Annotated in this window: 10 protein-coding genes; 8 read left to right on the top strand and 2 right to left on the bottom strand. The window is 59.5% G+C overall.

The window, feature by feature from the left end; genetic code table 11:
- Window positions 1-305 precede the first annotated feature (305 nt).
- Both KTAU_RS14570 and KTAU_RS14565 read left to right on the top strand, forming a co-directional pair.
- On the top strand, window positions 306-1,094 hold the full coding sequence (locus tag KTAU_RS14570; protein WP_151729058.1) for a mechanosensitive ion channel family protein: 789 nt from the start codon (window positions 306-308) through the stop codon (window positions 1,092-1,094).
- Window positions 1,095-1,447: 353 nt separating this feature from the next.
- Window positions 1,448-3,610 (top strand): GDSL-type esterase/lipase family protein, encoded by a 2,163-nt coding sequence (locus KTAU_RS14565; protein WP_151729057.1) that lies wholly within the window; start codon window positions 1,448-1,450, stop codon window positions 3,608-3,610.
- Between the two features lie 258 nt (window positions 3,611-3,868).
- Here KTAU_RS14565 and KTAU_RS14560 read toward each other — a convergent pair whose 3' ends face one another.
- On the bottom strand, window positions 3,869-5,530 hold the full coding sequence (locus tag KTAU_RS14560; protein ID WP_151729056.1) for a flippase: 1,662 nt from the start codon (window positions 5,528-5,530) through the stop codon (window positions 3,869-3,871).
- Window positions 5,531-6,043: 513 nt separating this feature from the next.
- On the opposite strand from KTAU_RS14560, the gene KTAU_RS14555 reads away from it, so the two are divergent.
- From KTAU_RS14555 to KTAU_RS14540, 4 genes are all read left to right on the top strand, one after another.
- Window positions 6,044-6,739: an RNA polymerase sigma factor gene (locus KTAU_RS14555; RefSeq protein WP_151729055.1), complete on the top strand. Its 696-nt coding sequence runs from the start codon at window positions 6,044-6,046 to the stop codon at window positions 6,737-6,739.
- 8 nt (window positions 6,740-6,747) lie between these two features.
- Entirely contained in the window at window positions 6,748-7,110 is a 363-nt protein-coding gene (locus KTAU_RS14550; RefSeq protein WP_151729054.1) for an anti-sigma factor family protein, read from the top strand.
- A gap of 28 nt (window positions 7,111-7,138) precedes the next feature.
- Window positions 7,139-8,098 carry a mechanosensitive ion channel family protein gene (locus KTAU_RS14545; protein ID WP_151729053.1) on the top strand — a complete coding sequence of 320 codons (960 nt, stop codon included), beginning with the start codon at window positions 7,139-7,141 and terminating at the stop codon, window positions 8,096-8,098.
- 113 nt (window positions 8,099-8,211) lie between these two features.
- Window positions 8,212-9,162, top strand: a complete 951-nt coding sequence (locus tag KTAU_RS14540; protein ID WP_151729052.1) for an LLM class F420-dependent oxidoreductase — start codon at window positions 8,212-8,214, stop codon at window positions 9,160-9,162.
- Window positions 9,163-9,533: 371 nt separating this feature from the next.
- On the opposite strand, the gene KTAU_RS14535 is transcribed toward KTAU_RS14540, so the two are convergent.
- A complete protein-coding gene (locus KTAU_RS14535; RefSeq protein ID WP_151729051.1) occupies window positions 9,534-10,496 on the bottom strand; it encodes a rolling circle replication-associated protein in 963 nt (320 codons plus the stop codon).
- A gap of 1,630 nt (window positions 10,497-12,126) precedes the next feature.
- On the opposite strand from KTAU_RS14535, the gene KTAU_RS22180 reads away from it, so the two are divergent.
- A complete protein-coding gene (locus KTAU_RS22180) occupies window positions 12,127-12,249 on the top strand; it encodes a hypothetical protein (RefSeq protein WP_265576282.1) in 123 nt (40 codons plus the stop codon).
- 82 nt (window positions 12,250-12,331) lie between these two features.
- Window positions 12,332-12,670, top strand: coding sequence for a winged helix-turn-helix domain-containing protein (locus KTAU_RS14530; RefSeq protein ID WP_151729050.1), 339 nt, complete (start codon window positions 12,332-12,334; stop codon window positions 12,668-12,670).
- Window positions 12,671-12,806: the final 136 nt, after the last annotated feature.

Genomic DNA, 12,806 nt, shown 5'->3' with positions numbered 1-12,806 from the left:
CCTTTTGATTGTATCGCATGGACGGGGGCGGGCGCCATTGGAACGATGACACTCAGCCTGACCTTAACAGTGCTGAAGCCTGTGGCCTACTGTTCGGCCTGCTGCTCACACAGATCGGCTCAGCAGCCTGCGGAAGAGGGTGTGACTTTTTTGAACCCTTGCCGTCTAAGGGGACGTGTAGAGCAGTAGCAAACGCCAGCCGGCGGCTAGTCCCCGCTGAAGCCAGGGGCGAGCTGCCCGCTGGTTAGATAGCCAAGCACAACAATCTGTCAGTCAGTCGCTGTCTGTGAAGGAGGGTAAAACCTATGCCGGTTGTCAACAACATTGGTCAGGCTTTTCTGACCTCACTTGCCAATGCCCTGAATCTGGTGCTGACCTTCATTCCTAAGTTCCTCGGTTTTCTGGTCATCCTGCTCATTGGCTGGCTTATTGCCAGCGTACTGAGGCGCACCGTGGTCTTCGTCTTGCGGCGGATCGGCTTCGAACGTCTGGGAGCCCGCATCGGCCTGGCACGCCTGGAGCAGAATACGGGGATGCGCTTCGATGTGGTGGCTATCCTGGGCACGATCGTCTACTGGTTCATCTTCTTGATTTTCCTGGTGCCCGCCGTCGACGCCCTGGGACTGAGCACCGTCAGCAATATCCTCAATGAGCTGATCGCCTATATTCCGAATGTCTTCGTGGCGGTGCTGGTGCTCTTCCTGGGCCTGTTGGCCGCGAGCGTAGTCGGTGATATTGTGCGCGGTCTGATGGCTACGACACGTGTGGGCAATCCAGCCCTCTTTGCCTCGATAGCACGCTATGCACTCATCGGCTTCGCCGGGCTGATCGCTCTAGAACAGCTGCAGATCGCCCCTTCGCTGCTCAATATCCTCTTTACGGCAGTGGTCGGTGGCACCGCCCTGGCCTTCGGTCTGGCCTTTGGCCTCGGTGGCCAGGATGCAGCCCGTCGCCTGCTTAATCGCAGCAGCATGCTGGCAGTCCCGGCAAGCGAGAGCGGTCAGCCGCTCCCTGCCGGCGAGAGCAGTCGGACCACTCAGCCGACGCAGCCGGCTGCTCCTGCCACTCAGCCACGCCCTGAAGCCAGCAGGTAGCGCCGCCTTGCCTGCAGTCCTGATGTAGCTCTGGATTGTGCCCAGCGGGTCCGCTGACCTGGTAGGAGAGGGAAGATTGCTGCCCTACCCCTCCTGGCCAGCGGGTCCGCTGGCCAGAGCCATAGCAACGTTTCGGTTCAAACGCTCACTCTCTCCGCCAGCTCCTCCCTCACCCGCGCACTCCCTCAGCTTTCACCTGGCCTGGCTCTCCCGACCACCTCCACGATGGCAACCAGGTCACAACCACCGGCTACACGCTGCTACCACGAAGCAATGATATAGTTGCATTGATTTCACTGAGAGAGAAACAGAGACTGATCCTAATTAGGAGAACACCGCAGAGAGGCAAGTGCATGACAAGGCACGCTGTCCCAGGTCACAGGAACACCACTTCTCAAATTCAACCGGCCACAGGCCTCACTCTCTTGTTTTTCTTGCTGCTGACTGCGCTCGCAGCCTGCACTCCTCCCTGGAGTACGGCCACGCCGTCTAATGCCGCTGTCCAGGCAACAACTTCCCCTTCGCCAACACAATTGCCGGGCCAGCAGCGCTGGAAAAATGGGGTCTCCTCGCTGCTCTTCGGTACGAACGATACGCAAGAGTGGAGCGAGAACAATATTGAGACGAATCCTGCTTTTCAGACAGATCTGAAGGCAGCTCACTTTACGCTCATGCGCACTTTTTTCTTTGACCACAGCCTGGCCGATAATCATCCGACCAGTGACGCAGAGCTTGAGCAGCGCCTGCGCACGGTCGAACAGAGCGGGATGACTTGCCTGGGGGTGCTATTCAACATTTTTGACGTGGCGTTTCTGAAACATGTGGTGAGCTACGCCGGCTCACGCTGCCTGCTCTATGAGTTCGGCAATGAGCCGGATGATAATGGGATCTCCAGTGCCAGCTATCTGAAACAGTGGAACAGTGTGATCCCCCAGCTGCGTCAGTTGAATCCACGGGCCCGCTTCATCGGGCCGGTGGTCAGCCAGCCCAGCGCCACCGAGTTTCTGCGCGCCTTTCTGCAGGGCGTGCACTCCTCTGGAGTGCTGCCCGATGCCATCAGCTTCCACTGGTATCCGTGCTGGCAGGATAGCGAGAGCAACTGTCTCAAGCTGGCCGACAGCGCCGCCGAGGCAGTTCAGAGCGTGCGCTCTCTGACACGCCAGATTTTGGGGCGTGATCTCCCTATCGGGATTACGGAGTGGAATTTCGATCCTGGCAATCCTCCCCCAGCTTACGGGGAGAAGAGCGACTTTATCTCAGCCTTTACAACCCGCGCCCTGCAGGCGATGATTCGCGCAGGCCTGACCTTCGCCTGCCAGTTCGATGCGGCGAGCTACGCGGGCTACGGCCATCTGGATCTGTTCGACGTGGATACCAATACCCCGCGACCACAATACTACGCGATGAAGAATGTCATCGCCCAGTATTATCCTAGCACGACAGGGTCACAACCGACGCCTGCTCAAGCGCGCGCCAGTCCGCTGATCTCGCGCGGCAAACCTGTCTTTTGCTCGGCTAATGACGATGGCCCTGGCGGGCCAGCAGCGCTTGTCGATGGCCACTACGGAAACTGGGCTTTCTGGCACGGAACTCAGCGCTCCCTCCCCACGTGGTGCGCGATCCATGTGGGCAGCGGTCCCTCACGCCTGCTGCTCGTCTGGGCCAGCGACTACGTCTTCGATTATCTCAGTGATAATGGCCCCACTCCCCGCTCCTATACCCTCGCCGTCTCCGCCAATAGCACCAATGGCACCGATGGCTCCTGGAAGACCCTGGTGACCGTCAGCGCTAATCGGGCGCGCAACCGCGAGCATCTGCTCCCTTTCACGGGGATGTCCTGGGTCAAGATGACGGTAACTGGCGTTCAGCCAGGCAATAGCGAGCATGAGTTTCTGATCGATGAGATCGATCTCTTCGATGTCTCCAGCCAGGTCGCCCTCAATGATACCTTCTTCTGTATGGGAACCTCGATTACAGCTCTGGCCTTCAATCGCTTCGACGAGAATCGGCCTGCCTTGCCCGATCTGGTCCAGGCAGCCTACCCCGACGACTTCCCCGCCCTGGTCAACGGTGGCATCGGCGGCCAAACGAGCGAGGGGATGCTCCAGCAGCTCGATACGTTCCTGGCGCTCAACCCCGACATGCACTATTGGCTGATCGAAGTCGGCACTAACGATGCTTTCGGCCAGGTCGATCCAGCAACCTATCGCTTGACATTGCAGCGCCTGGTGACTCGCATTAAGCAGGCCGGCCATGTACCGATCCTGGCCCTGGCTCCGGCGAGCAACAGGCCGGGCGATGGCGACGCCCTGAACGCGGAGCTGGAGCGACTCAACAGCGTTGTTCTGGAAGTTACCCAGAGCGCTGGATTGATGAAAGGGCCTGACCTCTATACCCTTTTCCGCACGCATCCAGCCTACCTGAGCGAGGATGGCATTCATCCCGACTCCGCCGGCATCATTGCTATTAACCGCGCCTGGTTCGACGCCCTGCGCCTCTACGGCCTCTGGCAGTAGCCACAGCTTTGGCGCGCTCGCCCCTGGCTTCACTTCACTGGCGAGCGTCCGGCTCTTTTTCTCCATGATGGCCTTCCAGGCGTCAGGCCGTCCTTTGGTAAAGAAAGAACAGAGAGAGCAGGTCGGAACCAGTCGAGCCAACCAGGCAGGAGGAAAGGCAGGGGCACAGGACAAGACCACCCTCACCCACCCCCTACTAGCGCGCCGCATCTTGTTCCGCCTGCCTCTTTTCTTAGCGCGGGTTCTCCTCGCTCATGATCAGCCAGGCCAGCCACCTCGCTCGCCCAGCAGCTTCAGCGGCGCCTGGCTGGTCTCCGCTCCCTTTGCCGCCAGGCGCCGGACCACGGGCAGCCGATCCGTCTCTTCGTCATCCTGAGCCGGAACAACAGTCTCACCGGCCACTGCCTCATTCCTCCGTTCACTCTCTGCTTCTGCCAGAGCCTCTGGGGCCAGCAGCACCTCGGCTACCGGCTCTTCCCCACCCCTGCCGCGACGACGGAGCACCGCTTCAACGAGTGCCCCTAAATCGGAGCGTGGGATCGTTCGCAGCACGGTTGCCGCCGCCAGATAGACAACGATCGCCACGGGCACAAGCACCAGAATCGACGACGAGCGCAAGAGCCAGACCACCAGAGCCATGACCAGGCTGGCCCCCAGGGCTTTCAGAGCCACCTTCAGGCTTGCACGTGGCCACAAGGCGCGGGGGATAAAGGCCAGGAACGGCCCGATAAAGAGGAGTTCCGTCAGCGAGGTCACCAGGGCCGCCCCATTCTGCTGGTAGAGCGGGATCAGCACCAGATTGAGGGAGAGATTAAAGACCAGGGCCACCCCAGCCATCAGCGTCATCTTGCGCTCCTGATGAATGCTTACCAGGACGGTGCTGAGAACCATATTCACATAGAGAAAGACCAGGCCAGGGGCTAGCAACTCAAGGACCGTGAAGGTATGCACAAACTCAGGGCGATGGTAGAGGAAGCCGATAATGTTAGAGGCGGCCACCACCATCAGCGTTGCAGTCGGAATGCTGCAGAAGAGCAAGAAATTGAGGGATTTTTCGATCGCCAGACGCAGAGAACCCTGCGATTGCAGAGCCAACTTAGAAAAAACGGGGTACATAATGGCGGCGATCACCAGACTGGGCAGGAAATTCAGGGTATCAAAGAGGCGATAGCCAGCTCCGTACCAGCCGACCATAGCGTCGTTCCCCAAGAAGGAGAGCAGGACCACGTCGAGGCGATAGTAGAGGACCCCCAGGACGCCGTAGATCAGGAATGGCAGGCTGGAACGCAGTAGCAGGCGGATCGTTGCCCCATCCCAGAGCGGACGGAAGCCGATCCAGCGAAAGAAGCAGAGGGCCTGCCAGAGCATATTTAACAGCGAGCCACCACAGAGGACCCAGGCCATCGCCATCACCCCGGCCCCGTTCTTGAGAAGAAGGTAGCCAAGGAAGGCCGAAGAAGCTTTCTCCAGGATCGTGCCCACCACCGGAGCTACATTACGCTCAAAGGCATAGTGCGCGGCAGCAAAGGCCGTCCCCATACCGGTCCAGAGCAACGTCAGCCCACTGATCATCACCAGCAGGCGCACCTCGCGATCGTAGTGCAGCAACCAGGGGATGAGCAGGAGCAAGGCATAGAGCAAGCCCCAGGCAACGGCCTTGATGAGCAGAGTATTCGCCAGATAGCGCACAGCCCGACCTGGCTCCTGGGCGACATCGCGCGTCAGTTGCTGGTTAAAGCCCTGTTCCATCGGGAAGCCGACCAGGAGAGCAAGCGTCGTCGCGAAATACAGCTCTCCAAACTTGACATCGCCCAGGAAGCGTCCGTAAGCGATCGTCAGCAGCAAGGTTGAGGTCCAGGTAATGACCTGGCCCCCCAGGGAGATCAGGGTATTATAGACCACACGGCGCAAGCGCTGCATACCCAAACACCTTTCAACGCCTCTCTTCAGGCACACTCTGACCACGCGAGCGACGCTCTCTACACGCGGCTATCTTAAGGTATAGCAGTCTGGAGTGATGATGAGATAACGATGAGGGTAGAGAAGGGGTGATCTTCGGCCTTCGTTTCAGGCCTTAGATCCCGACTCGCCAGCTAACGGAGCGTGATAGCAGAGCCGGATCAAACCGGGCCAGGCTGAGCTGACCTGACCTGCCGCGCCCAACCGCCATTACTGGACAGGAGTGCGGCAGCTCTCTATAATGAAGCACGCCTGGCTGCAGAGTAAACGACCTGAGCTGGGGAAGGCGATACGCCAGGGAAGAGTGACCGACTGGCCTCAGCTGCTCTGTGAGAATGAGGGAGCGGGACGGGAGATGAAACTGACAGCGGCCCTATTGCACGCCAGAAGTGGAAGAAGCTGCTCAGCCAATTCGCTCGATCTCGCCTGATAAGGTACGCCTTTGTTAGTCCACCTTTGCTTGAGTGCCGGACAATGCCAATCGATGTTTTGGAACGAGAGACAACGCTCTCGGATGAGGCGCTGGTGCGGCGCTGCAAGGAGGAGCTTCCCCAGATCACCAGCAGCTTTGAACTGCTGGTAGCTCGCCACATGCAGCGCGTCTATACGCTCGTCTATAAGATCGTCAACAACAATGAGGAAGCCGAGGACCTGACCCAGGAGGTCTTTCTCAAGGTCTACCGCGCGCTGCCACGCTTCGACATGCAATGCGCCTTTACGACCTGGCTCTATCGCATTGCCACGAATACCGCCCTGGATGCCCTAGAACGCACACAGCGGCAGCGCCAACAGACGATCCAGATCAGTCGTGTTCGCTCCCGCTCCCAGGCGCCAGGAGAGGCTGGCGAGATCAATCTTAGCGAGCTGCCAGCGCCAGGGCCAGCGCCCGAGGAGCTGGTGCTGCGGCACGAGTTGCGCGACTGTATTAACCGTGTGCTGCGCCGCCTGGATCGCGAACAGGTGCGGGTCCTGCTGCTGCGCGATCTGGAGGATATGAGCTATGAGGAGCTAGCTCAGGTCCTGCAGGCCAGGTTGAGTGCGGTAAAAATGCGCGTTCACCGCGCGCGTCTGGCTTTCAAAGAACTCTTCGGCGAATTTTGCGGCAAGATCTATCAGGTTCTATCTTCTAGCCAGAAGCAGAAGAATCGTCACCAAAAGCGAGAGGAGTAACACCTGTTATGAACTGTGAAGAGCTATCGCGGCTACTGCCGGACCTCGTGGAGGGGACGCTGCCGCCAGCGCTGCAAGCTGAGGCCGAGGCTGCTCTGCCTGACTGCCCAGAATGCCAGCGAGAGCTAGAGCTGGCGCGTCAGGTGCGAACCTTGCTGAACGAGTTGCAGGCACAATACGCTGGCCTGCGCCTTCCTCCAGACTTCGAGCGGCGCCTGCTGGCTCGCATCCACACCGAGCAGAGCAGCCTGGAGTTGCTCGATCTCTCTTCTCAGACGCTGCTGCAGTGGCTGATCGATTTACTCAACTTGATTGGGGCCTTGCTCGATCCAACCACGGGCGCCCTGCGCCTGCAGACTCAACCCGTCTGATGGTGCACAGTAGAGGTGGTGGTCTTCTATGAGCTTGCAACCGTTACTGCAGTCACTACTGAGCGTGGGCACCAGCCTGCTGGCCTTCGTTCCTCGCCTGGTGAACGGTCTCATTGTTTTGTTGGTCGGCTACCTGCTGAGCTGGCTGGTGCGCTGGCTCCTGCGCTTCCTGTTCCGCCAGATGCGCCTGGAATTGCTCTTTGAACGTATCGGGCTGAGGCGCTCGCTGGCAGCACTTGGCATCCGCATTCCTCTGAGCGAGCTGCTGGCCCAGCTGGTCTTTTTCTTTTTGTTGCTGAGCTTCTCGATCCAGGCCGTGGAGCTGATGGGGCTGACCCCGGTGGCGGCCCTCCTCCAGGCCGTTCTGCTCTTCTTGCCCCGGGCTATCAGCGCCGCCCTCTTGCTCTTGCTCGGCTCGCTCCTGGCTCGCTTGCTGGGGAATACAGTAACCGCGGTGGCCCGCAATGTGAATATCGCTTACGCTGGCGCGCTGGGCAGGTTGATCGAGTATACGGTGGTGGCCTTCCTCTGTGTGCTGGCTCTGGCTACGCTCGGTGTTGAGACAACGCTGCTGACTACCAGCCTGACCATCATTGTGGCCGCGGCGGGCCTGGCCATTGCACTTACCTTCGCCTTTGGAACGCGCGAGGTAGCTCGCCATGTGATCGCCGGCTACTATGTGCGCCAGCAGTTCCGACGCGGTCAGCGGCTGACGCTGGGCGATTATAGCGGTACGCTGCAGACGACGAGCGGGGCCTATACGACGCTAGAGATCCAGGCCGAGGATGGCAGCCGTCGCCTGCTTGCTTTGCCCAATGCCTTGCTGCTGCAGGGAGTGACCATCAGCGAGGAGCCTCCTCCTGCCCGCACAACTACAGCGGAGGCGCCAGGCCCGGGCGAGGCTCCGGCTGCAGGTCAGACGCCCTCTGAGCCCGAAAGCGAACAAGGCTCTGAGCCAGCGCCTGGGCCTGGCCCTGGCCAGAGCTGAGCGGACCGGACCGCTCGACAGGTCCGCTGCGCACACGAAGGCTGAACAAACCTGTCGAGCGTGCGGTCATCGTGAGTGCCCCATGAAAGGAAGAAAGGAGAGACAAGCAAACTATGCAGTTCGGGGTGATTGTCCCGCAAGGTTGGCGCCTGGATCTGGTGGATTTTCCTGACCCCGTGGACGCCTATGAGGCAATGACGCGCGTCGCCCGTGAGGCGGAAACCCTCGGTTTCCGCTCGATCTGGCTCTACGACCACTTTCATACGGTACCTGTTCCCACACAAGAGGTGACCTTCGAAGCGTGGATGTCTACCGCCGCCCTGGCGCGCGATACACAGCGCGTGCGTATCGGGCAGATCGTGACGTGCAATAGCTATCGCCATCCAGCCTTACTGGCCAAGATGGCCAGTACGGTCGATGTGCTGAGCCACGGTCGCTTGATCCTGGGGATCGGCGCCGGTTGGTATGAGCAGGAGTATCGCGCTTACGGTTACGAGTTCCCTTCCACTGCCGAGCGCCTGGCACGCCTGGGCGAGGCGCTCCAGGTGTTGCTGGCTATGTGGACCCAGGAGGAGGCCTATTTCGAGGGCCGCTATTATCAGGTGCGCGGGGCCATCAATCAGCCCAAGGGCGTGCAGCGTCCGCATATCCCGATCTTGATCGGCGGCAGCGGCGAGAAGGTGACGCTGCGCCTGGTGGCCCTCTATGGCGATGCCTGCAATTTGGGCGGCGACGTCGAAACAGTTCGCCATAAGCTGGCGGTGCTGCGTCAACACTGCGAGGCCGTGGGCCGCGATTATGAGAGTATCTGGCGCACGGTGATTATCGATGAGTGCGCCATCGCTGAGAGTGAGGCGGAGGCGGTGGCCAAGTTGCGCCCCGAGCAGCGCGCTAATTTGGAGCACCTGCGCCGTACCCAACTGATCGGTACTCCGGAGACCATCCGCTCCCGTATCGCTGAATACGAAGCTTTGGGTATCCAGGAGTTGATTATTCATTTTGTTGATGCCGCCACCAATCTCGAAGGGCTGCGGCTCTTTGCCCGTACTTGCCTGTCCGTCTGATCAGATATTAGATCTGATCGACTTATCCCGCTTCCCGAAAGCTACCCACCGACTCTTTGGGAGCATATCTATGTCGCCGAGTCTTCTTGCTTCCACCTGGATGACAAGAAGAACTTGGCGATCTCTTTTGCAAAGTTTGCATTGATAATGACCTCTTCTGTACACTATACTATATAATAGAGCCAATCCAGCCCAGCTCACCAGAAAAGCCAAAACCATCCAGCCAAAAAAGCCAGCTCAGCACGCCTACTCTTCCCCACCAACTCAACACACTACCTTTCTCCCCCACACAATAATCATCACAACTCCTAGCACTCCCAGCATCACTACTACACCAACCAGGCCACACAAGTACACCACCCTCCCTTAACTTACAACACTTCCTCTTCCTCAAAACGCCAGCGCTCCCAGATCGACAGCACCCACCTGGATAGCCGCAACTCCCCTCGACGAAACCGCTCTACCTGCCTGCGCAACCGCTCCCGCAGCAACAGCCCATAGCTCACCGGCCTCACCAACGCCTTCCCAGGTACCTGCTCCCACAACAGCCATCGACTCCCCCCAGACCGCTGACCCTCCTGCCCACCTTCCTCCTCTCGTTCCTTCACCACCTCCTGCCCACCTTCCCGCTCCTGCTCTGCTTCCTGCCCCAGCAGACAGCGCAACAACGCCCGCCGACCTGCTTCCCCAAAGAACCGCCGCGAGTAGCGCACCCGCCTCACCCGCCGCTGCCAGCAGCCTGCCACCTTCAGCAGGTACTTGGTCACATACGAGACCACCCGCCTCGACCGCACCCGCTCCACATAGACCACATACGCCTCTCGCTCCTCTGCTTCTGCTCCCTGCCGCTTCCCCCGTGTCGCCGAGCGCCACAACTCCGAGAGCACCTCATGCGGCAGAAAGTCTACCCCCTTCACCAACACATGCCAGTGCAGCCACCCATTCTTGTGCCACTCCGGCACCGCCAGGTACTCCACCGCATACGCTGGTCTCCCTGCCCGCTTCGATCCCCGACGCAACGCCTGCAAGAACGTCGTCAACGCCCTCGATGCCTCCACCAGCGTTCGGCCCGCTTTCGTCAGGGTCACAAACAGCTCAGGCCGCACTGCCTCGATCAAGCGTCCCCAAGTCACCACCTTGCGCGGCCCACAATGCCGACAATCCCAGCGCCCGCAGCGCACCGGCCTGACCTCCCCTGACTCCCGATCGATCCACTGGTGCCGCAGCGCCCAGCGCGACGGACACACCAACCATTCCGCCGTCCGATCCCTCACCCGCTCTTCCACACTCTCCTCTACGGACAGCCTCTCCACCTCCACACTGGCCTCTCCCATACCCCTCCTCTCTCCCTGTGTGACTTATGCCTATAGAGATCAAGTGAAGGGCGGCGAGTCGCGCGCTGCGCGCGCGCACGCCGCGCTAACGCGCGGCTGCTCGCCGCCGGCCCTCCCCCCACCAACTCGAAGCGGCAGGGCTGCTGCGCACGCCAAACCGCGCACGCGCAGGCCCCCGGGTCGTCTGCGCCCGACGGGTCGGCCCGCTGTCTCCCATGCAGCCACACGCGCGCAGCAGCCCCTCTTGTAAGATGCCACACCTCCCAGACCGCCCCTGTTCCGCGCCCGCTCAACGCTCCAGCGTCCGCCGGCCAAGCCCCACCACTCCCCTTCCCTTCCCCCGCCGGCGTCAAGGCCAAGACGAGTGCCCTTCGGGCAGCCTTGACCCCGGCGCCTGGCCGGCTCTCCTTTGTGGAGATGGAGCGGGCGCGGAAAAAAGGCGCTGGGGCCGCCCCTGGCCACGCGAAACGCTCAGCTCCCTGCACCCCCAACCGATCCCCTGACCTGCTCCAACAGCTCCAACACCAACGCACGACTAGGCCACTTCCCTGCACCCACCTCCCGATCAAACATCTGCTCCAACTCCGCAGCCCAGGCCGGCAGCTCGACCTCAAACTCTTCCCCTCTCTCCGCCTCGAAGAAGACTGTACCCCACGTCACATGCGGAAAAGCAATCTCCAACGAAAACAAGTACCGGGCCACAGGAGAGCAACACGGACACGGCCACCCGACAGGGCGCCCTTCAGGCCACTGCCGCAGCCACTGCTCAAACCCCTCCAGAGAAAAGCGCTCGCGAAAACGCTGGACCTGCTCCATACACTCCTGACAAGACAACATAGCAAGCAACCTCCTGAAAAACCGACTCGGGAGCAGCCCAGGCCACCAAAAGACAACAAGGCCCAGGGCTGCCAACCAACAACCAGCAAACATCACTCACAGCTCGCTGATCGCTGCGCTTGACAGCCCCAGGCCCAAATGGCATAATTACCCACGAGCCTCGCTGCACAAGCACACTATGGCTGGCAGGCTTTCCCACAACCGCAACCAGCCATAGCACCAGCAATCAGCGAGTCCTACCGATGCCTAGAGTGCCAGCTCTAGGCATCATCCCACAATCCTAGCAAAATCACCGATCCATATCTGAAATCACCACCCCCTCAAGATCCTCCAAGCTAACAGGAGACTCACCCCTAGCACGCAACTCGGCATTAATCGCCGAAAGAACCTTGGCAGCAGTCAAGAGACGTACCGGCTTTCCTCCCTCCATATTCCTAACTGCCGTAATAGAAACATCAGCACGCTTCACCAAGTCCATCCTTGACCAAGCCAAGCGTACAAGCAACTCCTTAAGAGTCACAGAAAACACCTCCTCAGATCATCCACCACCAGCATAACAGACAAACAACCCATCGTCAACCCACAACCACCTCTAACCACCAACATAGTACCTTAAAGCTATTCAAATGTCAATCCCTATACCCTCCTAGCACTCTAAACACACTCAAAGCAATCGATAGTCTTCACAACCAACCCCAGCATCAAACCAGCCCGCTCCACAAGCCGATATGCTACAATAGACTATACTATATAATCGATACATATAAATAAATTACAGTTGGTGATCCTCAGTATGATGTTCATTACCCCCGGGGCTGGTGGCTTTTTGATGCTGCTCGATGGCCTGCTGCTTCTGATCGGCGGGAGCCTGCGCCTGGCCGGCGCCTGGCAAGCTACCCCTCTTCAGCATAGCTAGAGAGAAAGCTCGCAAAACGTTGTTCAAATCGCCACGGAGCTACCTGGCATGTATTGATTGGTCTTTGTAGAAGGAGGTACTCATGGACGAAGCACAGAGTTCGCGCATCCTCCTCCGCAGTGATCTCTCGTTTGATCCAGCCCTCGCTATCCTCCAGCGGCAGGACAAGACCATTCTCCTCACCGCGCGAGAAGCGGCAGTGCTGAGAGCGCTGCTCCAGTCCCCACGCTGTTGGCACAGCGCCGATGCCTTAGCAAGTCGGTTGAAGCGGCGCTGGCCGCATATCAATGCCCATTCCATCGAGCAAATCATCGTGGGCCTGCGCCGCAAACTTGGCGAGAGCGGGAAGCATCCAACCATCCTGCTGAGCCGGTATGGCTTTGGCTACGGCATCTTTCCCCAAGGCCCCAAAGCCGGATGAGTCTCCTGGAACAATACCTGAGCAAATTCTGAGCTTTACTGAGCTTTCGCTGAAGATGTTCTGAGCTTCATCATGTATGCTTGCCGAAGCAAAGGAATAGGTCAGTACGCTTTTATCAACTGACGACGCACTGAGG

It is taken from the genome of Thermogemmatispora aurantia (assembly GCF_008974285.1).
In the GTDB taxonomy this organism is placed as follows: domain Bacteria; phylum Chloroflexota; class Ktedonobacteria; order Ktedonobacterales; family Ktedonobacteraceae; genus Thermogemmatispora; species Thermogemmatispora aurantia.
This window is presented reverse-complemented; position numbering and strand designations above follow the sequence as displayed.

Excerpts from the sequence above, each read along its gene's own strand:
- KTAU_RS14570 (WP_151729058.1), top strand. The coding sequence starts at position 306 with ATGCCGGTTGTCAACAACATTGGTCAGGCTTTTCTGACCTCACTTGCC.
- KTAU_RS14565 (WP_151729057.1), top strand. The coding sequence starts at position 1,448 with ATGACAAGGCACGCTGTCCCAGGTCACAGGAACACCACTTCTCAAATT.
- KTAU_RS14560 (WP_151729056.1), bottom strand. The coding sequence starts at position 5,530 with ATGCAGCGCTTGCGCCGTGTGGTCTATAATACCCTGATCTCCCTGGGG.
- KTAU_RS14555 (WP_151729055.1), top strand. The coding sequence starts at position 6,044 with ATGCCAATCGATGTTTTGGAACGAGAGACAACGCTCTCGGATGAGGCG.
- KTAU_RS14550 (WP_151729054.1), top strand. The coding sequence starts at position 6,748 with ATGAACTGTGAAGAGCTATCGCGGCTACTGCCGGACCTCGTGGAGGGG.
- KTAU_RS14545 (WP_151729053.1), top strand. The coding sequence starts at position 7,139 with ATGAGCTTGCAACCGTTACTGCAGTCACTACTGAGCGTGGGCACCAGC.
- KTAU_RS14540 (WP_151729052.1), top strand. The coding sequence starts at position 8,212 with ATGCAGTTCGGGGTGATTGTCCCGCAAGGTTGGCGCCTGGATCTGGTG.
- KTAU_RS14535 (WP_151729051.1), bottom strand. The coding sequence starts at position 10,496 with ATGGGAGAGGCCAGTGTGGAGGTGGAGAGGCTGTCCGTAGAGGAGAGT.
- KTAU_RS22180 (WP_265576282.1), top strand. The coding sequence starts at position 12,127 with ATGATGTTCATTACCCCCGGGGCTGGTGGCTTTTTGATGCTGCTCGAT.
- KTAU_RS14530 (WP_151729050.1), top strand. The coding sequence starts at position 12,332 with ATGGACGAAGCACAGAGTTCGCGCATCCTCCTCCGCAGTGATCTCTCG.